The following is a 19,967-nucleotide window of genomic DNA, read 5'->3' as shown; positions in this document are numbered from 1 at the left end:
ATGACCATGATCTGGCAGCCCTGCTTCCGCACCTTTCCGACCTGCACATCGAGCAGGTCACCCGCCGGGGGCCGACCGTGCGGATCTACGCCAGCACCACCGCGCCAGACGCGGTCTGTCCAGGCTGTGCGCTTCGATCCGAGCGGGTGCACAGCCGTTACCAGCGGCACCTGTCCGATGCCGCGATTAGTGGGGCCGAGACCGTAGTCTGTTACGAGTCCGTCGATTCGTCTGCGGCACACCCGAACTGCGCACGCACCACCTTCGCCGAACAAGTGTCAGCGCTCACACAATTCCCCCAGCAGGCCATGATCCGCTCACGTAATTCCCCCACTCGCCGCTCGACACGGACCACGTGGTCGCTCGTCGTCCGCACCGCGGCCCCGACGGACGTGCAGTCCAAAGCAGCAGCGAGGAGCAGGTGGCCCGCAGGTTCGCTGTCGACGCTTCAGCTCGCCCGAACTCCGGGCCGCCGGAGAGCGGGCGGTGATCGCCGCGCTCATCCGGGCCCACCGGTACCCCTCACGCAGGGGCTCGGCCAATCAGCGTGAAGGTCACGCCCCCGAGCCTGGCACACCGCGAACAACGGTCTGGCCCGGTAGGCGGGTGGGTCATGTCGGCTTCGGCGCAGTCCGGGCCAGATACGCGAGGGGAGGTGAGACGGTCAGTCGAATCGGATGTGCTTGATCGATGTCCAGGCTCGGCGTAGGCGCCCACGCAACGCGCCGTCGGTGTTCGGGGTCAGCGTGAGGTCGGCACAGGCAGCAATACGATCGGCGACCTGGGGGATGGTCAGGCGGTCGGTCCGCACGTGCTCACCGAACCCGGGCTCCCGCAGCCGCTGAAGGCACACGTCGAGCTTGGACACCGCGAAGCTCTCCCGGCCCAGCCCACCCAGGCCGCGTACACGCAGCCGACGCAGGACCCTCTCACGATCGGCCAGCAGCGCGAAGTGCCGGACGTCGTGGCCGTCGTCTCGCAGGCCGCCGATGATCTCCTGGAAGTAGCCGGGCTCCACGAGCGTCATCGGCGCGATCACCGTGCCCTCATGCTTGGTGAGGGCACGGTCCAGCACCTCCCGCACGCCCTGCCGCCACGCTTGGAAGTCCTGGAAGTCCCCGCGTAGCGACGGTGGGGCCATCCGCTGCAAGCCGAAACCGACGTGCTCCGGGTCGCAGACCACACTGTGCGGAAGCCGACGATGGATCTCATAGACAGTCTGGGTCTTGCCACCGCCGAACGGACCGTTGATCCACAAGAGCACACCCACAGGGTACGGATGGGCCTGTGAACGGGCCCTTGCCGCACAAGTGGCGACGCCATGAACCTTGGTAGGTCAGGGCTGGAAGTGGCGGTACACACCACCAGCCGGCATGAGTTTGATCTGGATGCCGTGGGCGTGCTGTGCCTTGCCGAGGCCGAAGACACCGTCACCGTCGTCGCGGGCGCTGATGTAGAGCAGCTGGCCGTTGTAGTTGCCGAGGAAGATCCCAACGTGGTGCCCGTTCGACCAGACGTCACCCAGCGCGGGCGAGGAGACGACCGGGTAGTTCGAGATGACCTTGGCGGTGTCGCCCCAGTCGGCGGCTCGGTTCGGGAAGAACTTGCCCGCCTGTTCGTCGGACGTGTAGACCTTGTGGACGGTGCCGACCGCCTCGAAGAGCACTTCCGCCACGTAGGAGCTGCATTTGTTCTGCGAGGCGGGAACGGTGGCGTAGTCGGCGCAGCTGAGTGTCACGTCGGTCGAGTCGAAGATCCCCTCGCCCCAGGTGGTGCCCTTGTCCTTGCTCCAGAGAATGAGCGCCTTCATCACGATCTGTAGGTCGTCCGGCAGCGGGTCGCCCTCTTTCAGGGCGGTCATCCGCTGCCGCAGTGCCGTGCGGAAGTCGTTGTTCACGGCGGCGAACGCGGCTCCGTTCGGGCCTTCCCGCTGGGCGACGTTGGAGAGGTGTTCGAGCCGCTCCATCACGATCGCCTCGCGGTTGGTGTAGCTGCGGCTCTCGCGTGAATCCACTGGTGTCTCGGTCGGTTCGGTGGCGGAGTCGTAGGTCACCTCGACGTCGACCCGGCGGTTCCACGCGCGGCCCGGCCAGCTGCGGCTGACCCCACGGCCGATGTCGACCAGCTGCTCGGCGGGGATCCCGGCGGTCACCAGCAGCGCCTTGATCCGGGCGGCCCGCCGGGCGGAAAGCGACTGGTTGTGGTCGGGCGCGCCTTCCTCACTGGCGTAACCGGCGATCGTGATCTTCGCGTTCTTGTCCCGCGCCAACTGCGCCTTCACGGCGGTGACGGCGACCGCGATGTGTCCGGCGCTGTTCACCTCGCTGTCCTGACGAGGTTCCGCCGAGTCCAGCGGGAACCAGACACAGACGGAGTCGTGGCCCGCAGGTGCTGAACCTGCGTCGTCCGTTTTCTGCTGCTGCCCGTCTTCCTCGCGGCTGACCAGTAGTCGCGTCATGGCCCCGTTACCCGGATACAGCCAGGGCGCGTCACCGCGAGCAGCCGAACTTTCCGGCATGCGGGCGACGGCGACGCGAGGCAGCGGGTCGAAGGTGGCCACCCTGCCACTGTCCGCCGCACGACAGCTGCAGGCAACACTCGCGCGCGCCGCACGGAGGGCAGCAGTCGCGGCCCTTGTCGTCCGGAATCCTGCAATCTGAGGATCCATAAGGATGCGTCGGGTCTGGCTGTCGTGTCCGGCGGCGCGGTGCGCGGCTGCCAGGTGTTGGTGTGGCTGGGCGGAGTAGTCGGGGGTGTCCTCACGCGGATAGATCGCCAAGGACGTGTCATGAACCCGGCGGTCGTCTACGTCTGGGCGTTCGGCTGCTTCCGCAGCGCCCGAAGCACCTCAGGTGGCTGCATCTCCATCCATTTGATCACCTGCGAGTACGTTGTGCAGATGGTCGCCGGCTTGGCGCAGACTTCGGGCATGAACCGCTCGACGGCCAGCGCGAAGGCGCCGCCCGCCCAGTCGTTGAAGTGGTTGCCGATCACCAGGGGCGCGCGGTTGCCTTGGAGGGCCGCGTTGTAGGCCGCCCGGTAGGTGTCCAGGGTGACTTCGGCGAACTCGTCGCGTTTGGACCTGTCCTCCCTGGCCTGGTTGAGGGAGACCCAGAGGTTGTAGTCCATCATGATGACCTTCCTGTTCAGGGCCGGCACCCGCACGCTGGGCATCGGGAACTCCCAGACGCCGTTCTCCTTGTCCGGCCAGCCGAGCCCGTCGGAGACCCTGCTGGAGTCATAGGTCATTCCGCGCTCGGCCAGGACCGGGAACAGGACGTCGAACCGTCCTTCAAGGCACGGGGTTCGGCCGCCCTTGACGGTGGCCGGGTCCAGCCGCAGGCCCGGGGCCTGGGTGACGAACGTGAAGAACTCGTCCAGCTCCTGGCGCCACATCTGGGCGTCCCACCGGCCGACGCTCGGTTCGGCGCCTCGGCAGAAGTGACCGTTGTAGTGCGTACCGATCTCGATTCCGCGCTGTCGGGCGGTGTTCAGGTCGTCGATCCTGGTCCGCACCTCGTCCGGCGGGCCGCCGAACCCGATCGACGCCCGGCCCGCCGCGTGGCCCGGCCCGGTGTACCGCGTGCGTTGGTCGTTGGACAACAGGTAGATCCCGGACAGGAACGCACTGAACGTCGCGTTCGACCGTTGGCCGATGTCCAGCATCCGCTGCCAGTGCTCGTGTGATCCGGCACCATCGAAGGAGAACAACACGAACTGCGGCGGTTTCTCGCCGGGATTGAGCGGACGCATCCAGTCCGGCTCGACGTCCGGCGGAAGAGCGGCCGCGGGCGCGGGCGTGCTGGCCGTGGTTCCGGCGGGCACACCCGCCCCTGTGCTGACACGTGGTACGTCGTCCTGCCTGGCCTGTAACGCCACCAATGCGATGGACACGACCACGAGCGCGAGGACAACCCCCAGTATTCGGGCCCGCATGACTTCTCCCTCCCCCAGCAGCCTGACCGTCGTCCACTAAGGTCGACGCGCGAGGCCGGGGAAGGTTGACTTCGAGATCACCCACAGGGCGGGTGGGCTGGGCGATGAGAGCGACCGGGATGAGACGGAAGCTTCGCCGAACGGTAGTCGGGAGCTCATTTCCTCATCGGGTCCGAGCCGGCCTGCTTGACGATTCCGTCGCCCTTGGCGACGGAGTTCCACAGGTCACGGTCGACTCTGATCTTCTCGGTCGCACCGGTGGACAGCCGCACCGTGAGGTAGCGGTACATGTTCGAACCGTCGGTCATACCGCGGGACTTGTCGAGGACCACGCCGTCCCACGCGTCTTGCGGGGCGGGCTTCCGTGATTTGGACATGTCCCAAGTCTGCGGGACCACCCCGGCCGCACAACTCGACCAGGCGGCGAGACCTCGACCCACCACCTGGTTGATGCCGGGGTCAACCAGGTGGTGTCCGGCCCGGCGGGGTGGGAGGGCGATGTCGCGGGCGTTGATCGTTACCGTTGGCGTGACCACTCGCCCTGCCCGTTGTCGGCTGACGAGGAAGTCGCTGATGGATGTGATAGACGAGCCGTCGCGGCCGGTGATCGCGCGGTCCTGACAGCGGGCCGCCCTCAGCGGGGTCGATCCGGGCGTGCCGATCGACCGGTCCGACATTGAGGAGTTCGATCGGCGCAGTCGGCTGATATCCGCGGCGGAGCCGGTGCTGGATGAGGTCTCGGCCGCGCTGGAGGGCACCGGACCGCCCGCGGGTCGGATCGGTGACCGTGGGCGGGGTGCCTATGGCCAACCTGCCACCGGACCGACTGCGCGAGCAAGTGGTGCTGACAACGCAAGATCACCACGTCTTTCACGACCCGGTGCGGGACAACCTCCTGATGGCGAAACCGGGTGCCAGCGACCAAGAGCTGCTCGGCGCGCTGGACCGAGTTGCCGGTGGGGCTGGACACGGAGATCGCAGCGGACGTCCAGCTCGATGGCGCCCGTGCACAGCAGCTGTCGCTGGCGCGGGTCATGCTGGACGCCGGCACGCAGACCTGCGGCGGCTACCCCGGCAGCGGGCCCAACCACTTCGCCACCGATGCCCGTGACTTCGCCTCATGGGCGGTGGACTACCTGAAACTCGACGGATGCAACGTCCAGTCCCAGCCCGGAATGAGCATGGAGGCCGTCTACAGGCTTCCAGGGAGGCCCGAACTGGCTGTCCGTCATCGGCTGGTCGGGTCAAGTCGGGCAACTCTGGCGTGAAGGCGCCGACATCGCCATGTACGGCAACGGCTCGCGTTGGGGCGGCGTGATGTACAACTACGGGTACAACAAGGGGTTCACGTCCTTTGCCTCCCTGGGCAACTGGAACGACCCCGACTTCACCATCGCCGGCGACGGCGGGGACCAGGACTCCGCCGGCCACCAGGCAACGGTCGCGTCGTCCAACTCAACCACCGACGTCCTGGTCAAGCGACTGGACCGGTGCGACCTCGACCACATCGTCCGCGCTCACCGCGTCGATCCCCGCCCATGGCACAGCCATCTGGCGACTCTCCGCGGCCAACGGGTGCGTCTCCTAGCCAGACAGTGATGGCCGCGATCTCAACAGAAGCTCTGCTCACGCACGGCTGAATCACCGCGTGCCAGGCTACTGGAGGTGCCGACAATGTCCGCAATGGACGGTTGTTCGCGAGTCGCACCCTTGTAGGTGTTCCGGCCGCCCTCAAGGAACAACGGTCGACAACCCGGCCGGTTGCCGCGAGCGGTGCGCGAGTTGCCCCTGCACGACTCGCAGTCAAGGATTTGCGTCGCGAGCCGTCCGGAAGCGACGCCGAAACTCAGGAGCCACGCATTGCCTTGTACAGAGGCGGTGAACACCTTGTCCTTTGTGGAGAACAGTGCGGACCGGCCCGCCGTACGTCTCTGGCAGTCCAGCCGCCCCGTGCCCTCAACTCACCCGGACCACGGGTCGCCCTCGCCAACAACACCGTTCGCCCGAGCCAGAACCCGTTCACCCGACCGCATCGGCTGAGCGGACGCGGCTCTGGGAGATACCTGGTACGTCCACTAACGAATTGGGGACACACCAAGCATCCGCAGGAAAGAGCGCTTGAACCCGCACAACCACCCAAGACAGTTCCCATTCGAGTGACTTGGGTGTCGATGAATCGCGATCACGAGTACGTTGAGTCCTGGTCGGACAGACAATCGGCAGAATTGGATCTTCCGCTGATTGCCACCCGACCGTAAAGGCGCCTGGCGATGGCATGCGACGCTGAACCGGTAGGTGTTCATGGCCATACCCAGGAACCTTAGCCTGACAAGGCGTTATAGCCTTGCATCACCAGATGATCAGCCCGGCCAGCCGAGGCTGTTTCCGGTATTGCCGAACAGCCTTTGGGCTTAGTTCATCGAATGTCGAGGCATGCCGGCTGTCATCCGGTCCACACGTCGAGTTTTGACATCCGAATCGGATCGCGTCGTTTAGCGCGAGGAGCTTGTTCCGGGCTCCAGAGAATTACGCATCCGCCGAACAGGAGGCGCTCAACTCATGTCCAGTCCGCGCAAATACCATTCTCCGGGTTCAATAGGCCGCACGAGTACCGTGCCGGGTGGAATTTCCACCCAGCGCCGCACGATCTTCGCGGCTCTCACGGCACTGCTGGTGCTCGCAGGTGGGATCTGGGTCTCCAGTGCCGACAACGCGAGCGCCGACCCGTCGGTGCGAACCGCGGCGGCTCCTGGTCTCAACGCGCAGAAGACCTGCATCGCCACCTGCACGGTCAACGTTCCTGCCGGCGCGGCGATGCTGGTGGAACTGTGGGGCGCCGGAGGAGGCGGTGGGGGCGGGTACACCGGAGGCATCACGGGAAGCGGCGGCGGCGGAGGCTATGTCCGCACTGTCATCAACAACGTCGGCGGCACGACCGGCACAGTCCAAGTCACCGCCAACATCGGCGACGGCGGCAGGGGCGGCGGCCCGAACGAGCTGGGTTCAAAGGGAGGCGACACCACCATTACCGTCAACGGCATGACGGTGGCCGCCTTCGGCGGCGAGGGAGGCAGCCTGAACGGAGGCGCCGGTGGCTTTTCCCAACAAGCGCCGTACGTCGTCAACGCGACCACCGGTGACACCGGTGGCGGATACAAACTCAGCGGCACCGCGGGTGACAAGAGCTTCCACCCCGGTGTCGCGGTCAACACCGGCCTGACCAACGGTGCGGGCACCGGTGGCGTGTCCGCTGCCAGCAGCTCCGGCAGTGGCGCATGGGGCAATGCCGGCATGGCCATCATGCTCTGGTAGCACCGCTCGGCGACCAATATCGGGTTTCTGCCGCTCCGGGCAGTCTCCCCACCCCCAGGCCCCGCCATGCGCGGGGCCCTGGGGCCTGTTCAGCGATCGGCGCACCCGACCAGGACATCATGGTGTGGTCGCTCTTCGGGGCTGGCGCTGGTGCTCGGGCGCTCCGCGTTCTGGCATGGCGGCGCCAACCGCTATGACGAAGGCGGGGCGGGCATGGAGATAAGGACCTCGGCCTGGTCAGCGAGCATCTTCAGGTGTTCCTCCACCGCGCCGCTCACGCTGTCGGCCAAGCGGTCTTTGGCCGAGCTGGTGAACGCCTTGGTGAACGCATCGGCCAACTCCTGTTCGAATGCCGCCGATTGCTTGCGCAGCCGAGCCTTCAGGGCTTCTTCCGAGCGGGTTTTTCGCACCCAGGAGTAGAGCTCCACGGACTGCAGCTTCTTCATCGCCGCTTCTTTGCCGGTGACGGCGACGATCAGGCCGCCGATCGCCACTATCGACAGGCTGATCGGGCCGCCGATCGCGAAGGTCGCGCTGACCACCGCGGCCATCGCGGCGACGACGCCGGCCACCGCCGTGGCCAGGACGTTGCCGATCCGGTTGACCACCTCCAGCGCCGTGTTTGCCCTTGCCGCCACGGTCATCGTCGGCGCGGGCAGCTCGATTGCCTTGTCCGGACTCGTGTCCGACGGGTGCCCCACCGGTCTGCATGCGTCGAGCGGTACCAACTTCGCCAGAGAATGTGTCGGCGTCACCGACGGGCAGTACATGTTCGGCTCGCAGTTCGCCGCGGTCGAGGGGCGGATCGCCGCGGAGAACAAGCGGGTGACATCGGGCGACGCGCCGGTCGTCACCATCGCGTTGCTCTCTCCGTTCCCCACCTCGGACACCGATACCCTGACGCCGGAGTCGATGCGTCACGAACTGGAAGGCGCCTACGCCGCGCAGGTGCAGGCGAACCGGTCGACGCCGAAGGTCAAACTGGTGCTGGCCAACGAAGGCGCGTTGGCCGGTTTGCTCGACCGGAGTGCCGTGCTCGCCGCCGACACTTCAGCCAACGCGTATTCGGTATCCCTGGCGAGGGACCATGTCCGTTTGTGGCCGACCCCGCCTCGCCGGAACTCAGCCTGACCACCTGCTGACTGCGCGAACCCTCAACGCGGCAGAAGCGGACGTGCGCAGTGTAAGGGACGTGGTCCCGGCAAGTGTGGTGGTGTCTATGGCCTGGACTGGATCCCGGACTGCCTGGAGTTGCGGGTCAAGAGGTGAGCCAGACGGCGGTGTCGGTGGGCAGCGAACCGTCGGGCACGGGTCCGCTGGCGAGCAGGATCCGGTATCCCGGTGGCAGCGAAACGGTCTCGTCGCGGAGGTTCAACGCGAACAGGAAGTCCGGCTCCCTCCGAAACACGAGGACGTCGTCGCCTTGGTCGAGCCACTCCAGGTCGCCGTCGCCGAGGGCGGGATGCCCGTGTCGCAGACTCAATGCCTCGCGGTAGAGATTGAGCATCGAGTCCGGCTTGGCCGACTGTGTCTCGACAGTGAGCGCCGACCAGTTGGGCTGCGGCAACCACGTGCGGGTTGGCTCGTGTGTGAAGCCGAACGGCGCCGCGTCACCGGACCAGGGCATCGGGATGCGGCAGCCGTCCCGCCCGATCGCTGTGCCGCCGTTGCGGTGGAAGGTCGGGTCTTCACGCCGAGCGGTCGGGATGTCGAAGTGTTCTGGTAGACCCAGTTCGTCGCCTTGATAGATGTAGGCGCTGCCGGGCAACGCGAGGAGTAGCAGCGCTGCCGCACGGGCCCGCCGGGTGCCCAGCGCGACGTCTACGTGCGCCGTGCCGCGCCGCCATTCGTCGGTCGGCACCCGGATCAGGTTCTGGTCGACTCCGAGTCTGCTGACGAGCCGGGTGACGTCGTGGTTCCCCAGTACCCAGGGCATCGAGCCGGTGGAGTTGCGTGTCATGTCGCGGGCTTCGTCGATCACCGACCGCAGTTCGCCGGCTGCCCAAGGCACGCGCATCAGCCGAAAGTTGAACGTCTGCGGCAACCCTTGGGCGGTCAGGTAAGGGAGCACCTCCTCGGGGTGGTTGAACCAGATCTCGGCGACAGCGCCGCGGGGACCCGGGAATTCGTCGGCCGGGTAGGAGTCCAGGATGGCGCGCCACGACCGGTAGAGTTCGTGGATTTCTGGCTGGTGGTAATACGGCCACGAGACGGCATCAGGCGGTAGGTCGGGGAGCGCGGCCTGTTTGAACAGAGTGTTGGCCATGTCGATTCGGATGGCGGCGACCCCGCGATCGAGCCAGAACCGCAGCACCCGTTCGAACATCGCGACGACGTCCGGGTGCCGCCAGTTGAAGTCGGGCTGGGAAGAGTCGAAGAGGTGCAGGTACCACTGGCCGTCGGGCACCTGTGTCCACGCGGGGCCGCCGAAGTGCGACTCCCAGTTGTTCGGTCGGTCGCGGAAAACGAACCGTTCCCGCGCCGTTCCGCCCGGCCGGTCGGCCAACGCCTCCCGAAACCAAGGATGCTCCGCGGAGCAGTGGTTGGGCACGATGTCGATGATGACTCGGATGTCCAGGCGACCCGCCGCACCGATCAGCGCGTCGACGTCCTCCAGCGTGCCGAACTTCGGGTCAACGCCACAGTAGTCGGCGACGTCGTAGCCGCTGTCACGCATCGGCGATGGATAGAACGGGTTCAGCCAGATCGCCGTCACTCCAAGTTCGCTGAGGTACTCCAGCCGCGACTGGATGCCCCGCAGATCGCCTTCACCACTGCCGCCCGCGCTGGCGAAGCTGCGCGGATACACCTGGTACACGACCGCGTCCCGCCACCACAGTGCAGTCATCTAGGGCGCCTTTCCCGTGGAGAAAACCGCGGCAAGCCTCGCCGCCGCACGCTTCGCTGTCGCCTCGGCCTGCGCCGCTGATCACGGCTACCTCGGCATCCTCGAGAATCCGCCACGTCGCGTCCATCTGTGGGAAGGACGGCATGGGTTTGCCCGCCTCGCACAACTGGACGAACTGCTGTAGATGCGGGTCCCGCAACGGTGAGTCGCGCATCATGACGGGCGCGACGACGCCGTCCGACAACGCCGAGATCACGTGGTCGTGCGTTAAGTAGTCCGCGAACAAGTCGTGCGCGATGATCTTGTTGGTGCCCGCTCTGGTCATGACGAGGCCGTGCACAAGCGTGAACGGGTCGCTCGCCGCGCCGTCCGCGAAGGGCGGCACCGCACTGATGGCGAACGGGGTCCCTGCCTCGCGGACGCGCGACAAGGCGTCCGAACTAGACATCAGAAAGGCGCTGCGGCCACTCGTGAACAGCTCCAGAGCCTCCTCGCGGCCGATCGACCGGCGCAACATCCCCGTGCCCGCCTCGCCCAACTCCCGCAGCCGTTCGAAGGCGGCCACGGACTCCGCCGTGGCGAGCCCGATCGTTGCCGGATCCCAGCTGCCACTGGAGTCGCGGCCGAACAACCACCCTCCCGCGCCGGTGAACAGCGGCCAGATTTGGAACGGGTCACCGGCCTCGCCGACCCGCACGGTGAAAACCGTGCGTACCCGGCCGGCGTCGCGCAAGGCCTGCCCGGTCGCGACGAGTTCGTCGAAGGTGGTGGGCGGGTGCGGTGCGAGCCTGGTGTTGCGGAACAACGCGACAGTGTCCGTGGTGGTCGGCCACCGACGAACCTCGTCCGCGGTGCCACGACCGGAAGGGCTGACTGTGCCGTTGGGGCGCCGTCCGACATACCGCGCCCCCGGGTAGAACGCCTGCCGGATGGCGTGCGCCTGAAGACGGGCGGCGTCCAGTGCGCTTGCCGCGCCGCCGGTGTCCGGGTCGCCCACCACTAGACCTGACGAGGACAGGGCAACCGGCGAGCGCGCCGCGTTCTCGCACAGCAACCGGGCCGACGCGGCGTGGGAGAAGGCGGCCAACTGCACCGCGTACACGCCGTCGCCGCGCCGTGCGGCCTGCCAGGGGATGCGAGCCAGGTCACCCATCGGGATCAGGACGATCCGTGGGGCCCGGCCGTCGGCTCGTGGCGGCCGGCTGCCGATGTATCGCTCCAGCAATGGCCCGATCGCCGCTCGCCAGGCCCAATCGCACAGTATGTCCAGGCTGTCGGCGAACTGGCTGTCGCCGGTTGGGGCAGTGATTTCACGTGACCGATCGGCCAGCGCGGCAAGGTAGCCCTCGACCTCGACGTCATCGCTCACCGTCAGGCCGGGCAAGGCGATCCAAGCAGCGGGCCCGCTGACCGGGGCGATGACCGCCAGTCCCGGTAGCGGTGGTTCGGCCGGGACCAGGTATACGAGCGCGTCGGCCGCCAACGCCGCCAACGCGGACTGGATCTCGGTGAGGCTTGGTGGATCAAACAGGCTATCGGCGGCGTCCGGCAGTTCGCGCAGTACGGCCAGCACCTCTCGGCGAAGGCCGACCGTGGCACGCCCCTCCGCCGCCCAGCGCCGCAAGAGATCCGGACGTCCCGCGGCATCAAGCCGGGCGGGAATCCTGCTGAGCTCGGACGCGGCGAACAGCATCAGACCCCGGCCGGTGTCGAGCACCCGAAGGGCATTCGCCGCGTCGTCCGCGCGCACATAGTGCCGCGCGTGATCGACGGCACCCTGCGCGGCGTTCCGAATGGCTATCCTCGCGCCGGCGGCGTCGGACTGCAGGAGAACCCGCCATGCGTAGCCGCGTTGTGTGGTCAGGCCGATCTGCTCCGACTCCCGCGGATCCTCGTTCCGGCGCCGGACTTCGGCGAGCATCTCGTTGATGCCCACCCAGTGCTGATGGTGCGGCCCGTCGAGCAGGTCACGCGCGCGCTCCAATAGTTGAGTTGCCTCGTCAAGCCCGTCCGTGGTTCCGGCCACCTCGGAACGCCAGATCAGCCCAAGCGCCACGCCCTGCAGGCACAACGCGTGGTTTGCGTGATCGACTGGGGTTAGCTGGAGCGCCTGGCGGAAGTGCTTGACAGCCGACTCGATCTCGTGGCCGCCCGCCAGAATGGCGATGCCCAGGGAGGAATGAGTCAAGGACCGTTCGAAGTCCGTGACTTCAGATTTGTCCAGCAGCTCCGCGATCTGGTCTGTGGACTCGAGGGCGCCGATCGGGCCGGGCCCGGCGACTGCCTGCGAGAGCAAGGTGACCCGTGTGGACACATCGGCCAGAACCCGCCGCAGAAGATGCCCCTCCGGAAGGTTTTCTGCCAGGTACTGCACGTGTTCGTCGTGCTCCACCATTTCGGCATGATGGTCAAGCTGCTTGGCCGCGACGCTCTGGCTGATGAGCGTGGCGAAGTTGATCAGCATCGTCCGTTCTGGATTGTCGCTCAGCCGGTCGGCGAACTTCAGCAGCTCGGTCGGCGTGCGGTGCAGCACGCTCTCGTTTCCGTCCTCTATCGCCTGCATGAACGCGCTCATCGTCTGGAGAATCCCCATGGTCGGCTCCGCCATCGGATGGTCTCCCACCATCTCCGCCAACCCGGCCAGCTCCGCTTGAAGCCCCCCGAAATCGGGCGGTTGCCCGTTCACTCCAGCGTTGGCCAGGGACAGTGTTCGAGCGAAGGAGCGCACCAGCGTCCAGTGCGGATCGTTGGGTGGGTCGGCCTCTGCGATCTCCAGCATGCGCTCCACGTGCCGCACAAGGTTGACGGCTGTCCGCGGACCTTTGCGCGACAGTGCCGTGAGTATCCCCGCCGCGAGCCGGCTGCGCTCCTGGTGGTCCGGCGACAGCCGGTCCAGGTCAGCGGCCAGGTCGGCGATCTTGGCGTCTTCGCATGGGCCGATGAGCGTAAGGATGATCGTTGCCTGGCACCGCCTGACTATGGCCGCCTCCTCGGGCGACTCGACCACCATGCCTCCTCCTAACTCCGTGACCCTGCCTTTCTCCAATGTCTGACGGACCACATGAGCCGGCAGGTGCAGATGGTCGTCCCCGTCCGTCAGCTAGGAGGTATGAGCCAGGCCGACGGCCCACTCGGTGACAGTCCGGGTCCGACGCGCCGCGAAGACGCGGCCAAGAGTGTTCCGATGACCAGACGTGAGTCTGGTGCGAAGAGGCCCTCGGTGGTCCTCGCGCTGGACGCGCTGCCTGCGGCGCTCGCCGCTCGGCTCAATGACCCGCAGGCGTTGGACGTCACGGGCGGCGAGGCTCAACTCTGGCGGGTACGCGACTCCGCGCACCCGAAGGCCCAACGGGTGCTCAAGGTCTACCACCAAGCCATCGAACCGAACCCGGTCGTGCTGTCCCGGCTGCGGTCGATCAGGTCCCCGCACGTCATCGAGATCGTCGAGAGCGGCACTTTGCTCGACGACCGGTTCTTCGAGCTGATGGAGTACTTCCCCGCCGGTAGCCTGCGCGGGCGCGGCAATGTGCACGGCTGATCTTCGTTGCACAACAACGCAATTTTGCCAAGCGCTCCCCACGCTGCCCAGAGCGTGGTTAATGATCCCTGGGTTCAGCCCAGATAGTCGGCGTGAAGTAGCCGGCCTCGTCCACCACGAGGACGATCGAGCCCACATCGGTGCCCAACTGGTTGGCGCAGCCGCTGAGCATGGCGTTGGCGACGACGGCCCCTGCGGAGACGTTCACAATGGACGTTGTCGGAGTGTTCGGCTTGCCGTTGAAGAACGTCAGGGGATAGACGAACGTGTCGACGGTCGGCTGCACACCGGTGACGTTGAGAATCGCCTGCCCAGGTTCGGGCGAGCAGGGGATCACGCTGTGGCCTTCCATCCCCGGCCCGAACCTGCCGTTCCCGTCGGCGCGACTGTCCAGTATCCGCAGCGGCGCGGCGAGCGGCACGTACCGAACCGTTGCCTGCGGGCTGAACCACCCCTGGACGTCGACGACCACATCCAGGGAACCCTGGGCGTTGCGGACGCGGATCGCGCCGTCGGCGCCAACGCCGACTACAGCCAGGTTCGCCCGGACCGCGCCCTGGTCCAGGTTGAGCGTGGACGTGTCGCCCGGGCCGCCAGGCGTCACTTCCAGGTATGTGCTGGCGGTGGGCACGACCCTGGTGACGTTGACAATCACCGCGGTGGTGTCCGCCGGGATGCCGGCCACGCCCCTCAGCGGCAAGGTGATCACCTCCCCCGGCCCCAGTCGGGCCTGGTGTCCGCCACGCGGTGCGCGTGTCCAACGCGCGCATGTACGGCACCGGCCCCTTGAACATGCCGAGGCCCGATCCCGCCCCGGTGGCGAAGATCATCCACGGTGAGGGTCGCGACCTCGGACAGGCGGGCACCAGTGTTGCTGTACAGCCGGATGATGGCCTCATCCCGGACCTGGATGAACTTCTTGCCCTTGCAGGTGTCCAAAACCTTCGACGTGTCGTGGTTGCGGATGATTGGGATCAGTTTCGTCGGCACCTGCGGCTGGCGCACTCGCTCCATCGGCGAGCGGGTGATCTCCTCCTCGCCATCGCGCAGCCACTTGAAGAACTGCTGCAGCCCCTTGTGCTTGTTCAACGCGGTCGAGGGCGAGCGGGTCTCGATCATCCAGGCTTGGAACGCCTCGACATGGGCCTTGGTCACCGCCGCCGGGTCCTCGGCCGCGTCGTCAGCGTCCGGGGAGTAGTCCGCGAGGTAGCCGGCGAGCTGGGCGGCGGCCAACAGGTAGTTGTGGCGGGTGGTCTCCGGGTAGTTCGCGGACCGTAGCAACCGGTCCCAGTCCCGCAGGTAGCCGCCCACGTCGCGGACAGGCCCGCGGTCAACCTAACAAGATCAAGAAGTGGCATTCGGAACCCTCCGAGTCAAGGAGTCGCTGAGCGGCGTGCTTGAGCTGGGAGAACCGAACAAGATCAAAAAAGAAGGGTTCCCGTAGGCTGTGACCTGCGGAAACCCTTCCCACCGTCGAGACGACAGGATTTGAACCTGCGACCCCTTGACCCCCGGGAACGTCCACAAAGGACCGTGACCGGCGGAAACAGAGAATCCCCTGCACAACATGTGTCCGTTCAGGACGGTTGACGCCAGCTGACCTCAGGTCAAGTGCGTACGTCGCTCCACTCGACCGACGAGCCCACCAACCAAGCACACACCCCTTGCCAAACCGAGCGCGTTGCCATCGTACTGACATGCCGATGAGCGGATTCCCAGGCCGCGCTTGGACCCGCAGAGTCTGATCGGTCGGTTCGCTCCGGCGAGGTCAGGAAGCACTAAGGTCGCGATGTGGCGGGGTCTGGCAGCGGACGGTGCGTGAGGAGGACTCAGTGAGCCAGTGGACCGAGTACGTACAAGCGGTGCGGCTGCTCGCCCGCGCTCGGGCCGCGGTGTTACACACGCCAGAGCGCGCTGAGTGGCTCAGCCAGGCCTTGACCTCTTCCGATGGATGGGAGCGCAGCGCCGGGTTGGAGTTTCTCATCACCTTCCCGGACGATCTGCCCGCCCTGCTCGACCAGTTGTTCCCCTTGGCCATCTCACACAAGACCGGACCTGCCGCGTGGGAGGTGCTCCGCCGGGCCAGCAAGCACGGCCTGGTCGACGAGGGGCGGTTAAGCGAGCTGGTCTGGTCCGAGCTGGACGCCGACGACGTCACCGAGTTCGAATACAACTGCGTGTACTCACTGCTGGACATCCCCGACGCGAGAACGTTGCTGGCAGCCGTCGGCCAGCGCGCACTCGCCAGCCTGGACCCGGAAATCCGGAAGACCGGCAAATCGATCCAGGAACACCGCGACACACACCCGACCACGACGTAGACAAGGCATCGATCGTCAGCGCACGCACGCTCATGCCGCCGTACGGGCGTCGCCAACGTCCGCAACTGCCGTTGCAGAAGCGGGCGTGGGAATTGATCCTCGTCGCCGCTGCTCGCGTGGAAGGTTCTCCGGTCAGGTCGGCCAGCTGTGTCACCTGCTCGGACGACAGCGCGCCTCGCAGGCAAGCCTGCGGACCGCGTCCGCGTGGTCGGGGCAGCCTGTTCGATGGCTGCTCGGCTGGTGGGTGTGAGGTGGAAGGTGGCGCTGCGCCGATCGGTCTCGTACTCCTCCCTCTCGACCAGCCCCTTTGCTCTCAGCGTTCGTTGCGATGCTGGTTCGGTCGGAGCAACGTTGCCGGCCCGCCGATCAACCTTCACGCGCTGCGCACGGCTGCTTCAGTTGGTGGTGTTCGCCGCGCCGTATCTGGCTTCCATCATCAGTACGGCCTCGTCCACGACATGTGCCATCGATGCGTCGTCAGGGGACCAGTTGATGAGCAGCATCCGGGGCCAGAAGACGTAGTTGGAGATCATCCCGAGGAACTGGGTCGCTGCCAGTTCCGTATCGTCCAGTTTGGTCGTTCCCAGGGCGTTCTCGGTGTCGAGATAGCGGCGTACCGAGTCGAAGTAGGGCATCTTGCCGTGCTCGAAGTGGGCTTCGCCCAACTCCGGGAAGCGCGGCAGTTCGGCGATGACGATGCGGAAGAGGGCGGCCATGCCGGGCCGGGCGAGGAGGGTGACGTACCGGCGGCCGATCGCCGTCAGGCCCGCCCGCAGGTCGCCCGCCGGTGGGCGGAGGTCGCCGTCGTCCTCGACCGTCCAGGACTCCGTCACGATCGCGTCGAACAGTGCCGCCTTGGTCGGGAACTGCTTGAACAGGGTCGCCTTCGACACCCCGGCCACCTCAGCGACCTTGGCCAATGACGTGCCGGCGTACCCGGCGTCGAGGAACAGTTGGGTGGCGGCCTCGATGATGGCCGCCCGCTTCTGCTCGGCGACGCGCCGGTGGTAGGTCGAGGGCTCCGTCGTCATGGGCACCACTCTACGCGAGGCGAGTCACCTGACTCACCACCTGCCATGCGCGTAGCGTTGGCGAGGTGAGTCACTTGACTCACCATTTCGCAGGGAGGACCGCGTCATGGGACGCTTCGACAAACAGACCGTTCTCGTCACCGGTGGCACTGGCGGGCAAGGCGCCAGCCACGTTCGGGCCTACCACGAGCAGGGAGCGAACGTTGTCATCGCCGCGCTCTCCGACGGGCTTGGCAACGAGCTCGCCGCTGAACTCGGCGAGCGGGCACTGTTCGTCCGCCTGGACGTCACCGACGAGGACGCCTGGGCAGCGGCGGTCACCGAGACCGAACGCCGGTTCGGCCCGATCGCGGTTCTGGTCAACAACGCCGGCGTCCAGAACCCCGCGGTGCCGATCGAGGCCATCCAACGGCGGGTCTGGGACCGCATCCTCGACGTCAACCTCACCGGCACGTTTCTCGGCATCAAGACCGTGACCCCGTCACTGCGCCGCAACGGCGGCGGAGTGATCGTCAACATCGCCTCCACGATGGCCCACGTCGGCACCTCGCTCTACGCGCCGTACGTCGCCAGCAAGTGGGCGTTGCGCGGGCTCACCAGGACCGCCGCGCTGGAGCTGGGTCGAGACGGCATCCGGGTCAACTCCATCCACCCCGGCGTCATCTCCACCCCGTTGATCAACGAACCGATCGCCGGCCAGCCGCCCATCGCCGAGTTCTACTCGCCCGAGCCGTACGCCATCCCCCGGATCGGCACCCCGGCCGACATCACCACACTCCTCCTCTACCTCACCTCAGCCGACGCCTCGTTCGTCACGGGCTCGGAGTTCGTCGCAGACGGCGGGCTCCTACTCGGCCCCGCCCTTCAGCCCGACACGACAGCGGCATGACCGAATCACCAGCCACCCTGAACGTCCTCGTCGCCTCACCGACGCCACGGCTTGGGGCAAGTGTCTTCTATTGATCGTCTTCGGCTCGGTGGCGTCGGTATTCCGCTGCCCTGGTCCGGTAGTTCTGGTGTTCCCGCGCGTGGTCCGGGGGAAGGTGCGGCGCGTCTGGGGAGGTCGTGGCGAAGAACCGCGTGAGCGCGGTGTTCGAGCTCACGGCGAGTTCCCCGGAGCGGGGGAACATCGCTGTCTCGTAGCGTGCGACCGCGTCGTCGAGGCTGATCTCCTTCTTGATGGCGTGCGCGAGTTCCGCGCCGTCGAGCAACGCGAGATTCGTGCCGTGGCCACCGAAGGGTGCCATCAGGTGGGCGGCGTCGCCGATCAGGGTGACACCGGGGACGTGGTCCCAGGTCAGCGGAGCGGGCAGGGCCCAGAAGCTGCGCTGCACGTAGTCGCCGTCGTTGTCGGCGATCAGCGGGCGCATGACCGCGGACCACTCGCTGAACTCCCGCACCAGGTAGGACCGGACTGCCTCGCGGTCGGTGACGTCCACCCCGGCCGTGACATGCCAGTCCAGTTCGGCGCGGAAGGCCACGTAGCCGCGGACCACGCCGTTGCTGTTGCGCTGGACGATCACCGCGCGGCCGTCGCCGTCGGCGGAGAACATGTGGCCGTCTCCCACGATCGCGGAGACCTCGGGGTGTCGGGTGTCCACGTCGTCGAATCGGGCGTCGAGGAAGTGGACGCCGAGATACCGCGGCTCCGCGTCGGTGAGCAGGGGCCGGACCTTCGACCATGCGCCGTCGGCGCCGATGACGAGATCAGCTTCCGCGCTGGCGCCACCCGCGAACTCCAGTCGGTGCGCCCCGCCCCCGAGCGGGGTGACGTGGACGAGTTTGTGCCCCCAGCGGACTGTGCCGGGCTTCAGGTGCTCGTAGAGCATGGTTCGCAGTTGGCCGCGGTCTATCTCGGGAGCCGCCTCGTCGCCCTCGGCGGGTGTGAACTCGGCCAGGACGGTGCCGTGGTGATCCCGGCGGGTCTTGGCCTGGCCCTCGACCCGGGCCAACGCCCGGAAGGCGTCCATCAGCCCGGCGTCCTCCAGCGCGATCTGGCCGGCATCCGCGTGCAGGTCGAGCGTTCCTCCCGGGTCACGGGAGTCCACGGTGGCGTCCGCGTCGTACACCACCGGCTGGATGCCGTGTCCCTGTAGGACACGGGCGCACATCAAGCCAGCGGGGCCGCCGCCGACGATGGCGATGCGGGATGTGGTCGTCATGAGGATGAATCCTTTCCACGCCTGGTGTTGCGGCGTGTTTGTCACCGATGGGTGCGGGCCGGGCGGCCCGACCTCCACCACAGTAGGTGAAACTGTTCAATAAGTCGAACTGTTCTACTTTTCGAACGGTTCAATACTGCGCTAGGGTGGAGACGTGACCGAGCCGGGGCGCCGCGAGCGCAAGAAGGCCGCCACCCGTCAAGCTCTGGCGGACGCCGCGCTGGAGCTGTTTCTGGAGCGCGGCTACGACGCGGTCGGCGTGCGGGAGATCGCCGACACCGCCGACGTCTCGGTGGCCACCCTGTTCAAACACTTCCCCGAGGGCAAGGAAGCACTGGTCTTCGACCAGGACACTGACCGCGAGGCCGCGCTCGTCGCCGCTGTCCGCGACCGCCCCAGCGGACAATCCATCCCCCAGGCGCTGCGCCAACTACTCCGGGACGAGCGCTCCCGACAGGTCCGCACCGACCCGCGCCTCGCTGACTTCCTCCGCCTGATCGACACCACTCCCGCACTGCGCGAGTACTTTCGCCGCATGTGGCTGCGCCACGAGAACGCACTGTCCGCGGCGATCGCCGCCGACACCGAACTACCCGAGGGCGACCCCGGCTGCCAGGCGCTGGCCCACTTCGCCCTCGAAGCCGTCACCCTCGTCCGAGGGCGAGACGACGCCGAGTCCACACTCGACCGGATCTTCGCCTTGCTCGACACCGGCTGGACCGGCACGACGAAGGAACCCGCGAGGCGCGGCGGCACCTGATCACACGACCGAACCATGGGGACAGCTCCCCGCGCCCGCTCATGCCGCTGAGAGTGCCA

Annotated in this window: 19 protein-coding genes; 8 read left to right on the top strand and 11 right to left on the bottom strand. The window is 67.0% G+C overall.

Going from position 1 to position 19,967, the window contains the following annotated elements; translation table 11 throughout:
- Positions 1 to 664: 664 nt before the first annotated feature.
- From EV192_RS19570 to EV192_RS19555, 4 genes are all read right to left on the bottom strand, one after another.
- Positions 665 to 1,264 (bottom strand): AAA family ATPase, encoded by a 600-nt coding sequence (locus EV192_RS19570; protein ID WP_132117342.1) that lies wholly within the window; start codon positions 1,262 to 1,264, stop codon positions 665 to 667.
- A 72-nt stretch (positions 1,265 to 1,336) separates the two neighbouring features.
- The gene (locus EV192_RS19565) at positions 1,337 to 2,560 is read right to left on the bottom strand and encodes an OmpA family protein (RefSeq protein WP_165960491.1); all 1,224 of its coding nucleotides are present in this window, start codon (positions 2,558 to 2,560) and stop codon (positions 1,337 to 1,339) included.
- A gap of 245 nt (positions 2,561 to 2,805) precedes the next feature.
- On the bottom strand, positions 2,806 to 3,936 hold the full coding sequence (locus EV192_RS19560; RefSeq protein ID WP_132117338.1) for a polysaccharide deacetylase family protein: 1,131 nt from the start codon (positions 3,934 to 3,936) through the stop codon (positions 2,806 to 2,808).
- 155 nt (positions 3,937 to 4,091) lie between these two features.
- Positions 4,092 to 4,313 (bottom strand): DUF7489 domain-containing protein, encoded by a 222-nt coding sequence (locus EV192_RS19555; RefSeq protein WP_132117336.1) that lies wholly within the window; start codon positions 4,311 to 4,313, stop codon positions 4,092 to 4,094.
- Positions 4,314 to 4,847: 534 nt separating this feature from the next.
- Between EV192_RS19555 and EV192_RS53945 the strand changes: the two genes are divergently transcribed.
- The 3 genes from EV192_RS53945 (at position 4,848) to EV192_RS19540 (ending at position 7,248) form a co-directional block, all read left to right on the top strand.
- A complete protein-coding gene (locus EV192_RS53945) occupies positions 4,848 to 5,204 on the top strand; it encodes a hypothetical protein (RefSeq protein ID WP_207926140.1) in 357 nt (118 codons plus the stop codon).
- A 16-nt stretch (positions 5,205 to 5,220) separates the two neighbouring features.
- Positions 5,221 to 5,535, top strand: coding sequence for a hypothetical protein (locus tag EV192_RS19545; RefSeq protein ID WP_132117334.1), 315 nt, complete (start codon positions 5,221 to 5,223; stop codon positions 5,533 to 5,535).
- A gap of 960 nt (positions 5,536 to 6,495) precedes the next feature.
- Complete coding sequence (locus tag EV192_RS19540; RefSeq protein ID WP_132117332.1) at positions 6,496 to 7,248, top strand: glycine-rich domain-containing protein; 753 nt, start codon at positions 6,496 to 6,498, stop codon at positions 7,246 to 7,248.
- Positions 7,249 to 7,439: 191 nt separating this feature from the next.
- Here EV192_RS19540 and EV192_RS19535 read toward each other — a convergent pair whose 3' ends face one another.
- Positions 7,440 to 7,892 carry a hypothetical protein gene (locus tag EV192_RS19535; RefSeq protein ID WP_132117330.1) on the bottom strand — a complete coding sequence of 151 codons (453 nt, stop codon included), beginning with the start codon at positions 7,890 to 7,892 and terminating at the stop codon, positions 7,440 to 7,442.
- On the opposite strand from EV192_RS19535, the gene EV192_RS19530 reads away from it, so the two are divergent.
- Positions 7,867 to 8,379 carry a hypothetical protein gene (locus tag EV192_RS19530; RefSeq protein WP_132117328.1) on the top strand — a complete coding sequence of 171 codons (513 nt, stop codon included), beginning with the start codon at positions 7,867 to 7,869 and terminating at the stop codon, positions 8,377 to 8,379. The two genes, EV192_RS19535 and EV192_RS19530, sit on opposite strands and share 26 nt — an antisense overlap.
- A gap of 127 nt (positions 8,380 to 8,506) precedes the next feature.
- On the opposite strand, the gene EV192_RS19525 is transcribed toward EV192_RS19530, so the two are convergent.
- Both EV192_RS19525 and EV192_RS19520 read right to left on the bottom strand, forming a co-directional pair.
- Positions 8,507 to 10,096, bottom strand: coding sequence for an alpha-amylase family glycosyl hydrolase (locus tag EV192_RS19525; protein WP_132117326.1), 1,590 nt, complete (start codon positions 10,094 to 10,096; stop codon positions 8,507 to 8,509).
- Positions 10,017 to 13,106: an extracellular solute-binding protein gene (locus EV192_RS19520; protein WP_132117324.1), complete on the bottom strand. Its 3,090-nt coding sequence runs from the start codon at positions 13,104 to 13,106 to the stop codon at positions 10,017 to 10,019. Before EV192_RS19520 ends, EV192_RS19525 begins: the two co-directional genes overlap by 80 nt.
- A gap of 174 nt (positions 13,107 to 13,280) precedes the next feature.
- Between EV192_RS19520 and EV192_RS19515 the strand changes: the two genes are divergently transcribed.
- Positions 13,281 to 13,634 (top strand): hypothetical protein, encoded by a 354-nt coding sequence (locus EV192_RS19515; RefSeq protein WP_132117322.1) that lies wholly within the window; start codon positions 13,281 to 13,283, stop codon positions 13,632 to 13,634.
- Positions 13,635 to 13,692: 58 nt separating this feature from the next.
- On the opposite strand, the gene EV192_RS19510 is transcribed toward EV192_RS19515, so the two are convergent.
- Both EV192_RS19510 and EV192_RS19505 read right to left on the bottom strand, forming a co-directional pair.
- Positions 13,693 to 14,334, bottom strand: coding sequence for a hypothetical protein (locus tag EV192_RS19510; RefSeq protein ID WP_132117320.1), 642 nt, complete (start codon positions 14,332 to 14,334; stop codon positions 13,693 to 13,695).
- Positions 14,335 to 14,339: 5 nt separating this feature from the next.
- Positions 14,340 to 14,945: a tyrosine-type recombinase/integrase gene (locus EV192_RS19505; protein ID WP_243726942.1), complete on the bottom strand. Its 606-nt coding sequence runs from the start codon at positions 14,943 to 14,945 to the stop codon at positions 14,340 to 14,342.
- A 521-nt stretch (positions 14,946 to 15,466) separates the two neighbouring features.
- Between EV192_RS19505 and EV192_RS19500 the strand changes: the two genes are divergently transcribed.
- Positions 15,467 to 15,955: a hypothetical protein gene (locus EV192_RS19500; RefSeq protein ID WP_132117318.1), complete on the top strand. Its 489-nt coding sequence runs from the start codon at positions 15,467 to 15,469 to the stop codon at positions 15,953 to 15,955.
- A 395-nt stretch (positions 15,956 to 16,350) separates the two neighbouring features.
- On the opposite strand, the gene EV192_RS19495 is transcribed toward EV192_RS19500, so the two are convergent.
- Positions 16,351 to 16,986 (bottom strand): TetR/AcrR family transcriptional regulator, encoded by a 636-nt coding sequence (locus EV192_RS19495; RefSeq protein ID WP_132117316.1) that lies wholly within the window; start codon positions 16,984 to 16,986, stop codon positions 16,351 to 16,353.
- 106 nt (positions 16,987 to 17,092) lie between these two features.
- On the opposite strand from EV192_RS19495, the gene EV192_RS19490 reads away from it, so the two are divergent.
- Positions 17,093 to 17,875 carry an SDR family NAD(P)-dependent oxidoreductase gene (locus EV192_RS19490; protein ID WP_132117314.1) on the top strand — a complete coding sequence of 261 codons (783 nt, stop codon included), beginning with the start codon at positions 17,093 to 17,095 and terminating at the stop codon, positions 17,873 to 17,875.
- A gap of 67 nt (positions 17,876 to 17,942) precedes the next feature.
- On the opposite strand, the gene EV192_RS19485 is transcribed toward EV192_RS19490, so the two are convergent.
- Complete coding sequence (locus EV192_RS19485; RefSeq protein ID WP_132117312.1) at positions 17,943 to 19,148, bottom strand: FAD-dependent oxidoreductase; 1,206 nt, start codon at positions 19,146 to 19,148, stop codon at positions 17,943 to 17,945.
- A 154-nt stretch (positions 19,149 to 19,302) separates the two neighbouring features.
- On the opposite strand from EV192_RS19485, the gene EV192_RS19480 reads away from it, so the two are divergent.
- On the top strand, positions 19,303 to 19,908 hold the full coding sequence (locus EV192_RS19480; RefSeq protein WP_132117310.1) for a TetR/AcrR family transcriptional regulator: 606 nt from the start codon (positions 19,303 to 19,305) through the stop codon (positions 19,906 to 19,908).
- The last annotated feature ends 59 nt before the right edge of the window (positions 19,909 to 19,967 follow it).

Source organism: Actinocrispum wychmicini, assembly GCF_004345645.1.
Classification (GTDB): domain Bacteria; phylum Actinomycetota; class Actinomycetes; order Mycobacteriales; family Pseudonocardiaceae; genus Kibdelosporangium; species Kibdelosporangium wychmicini.
This window is presented reverse-complemented; position numbering and strand designations above follow the sequence as displayed.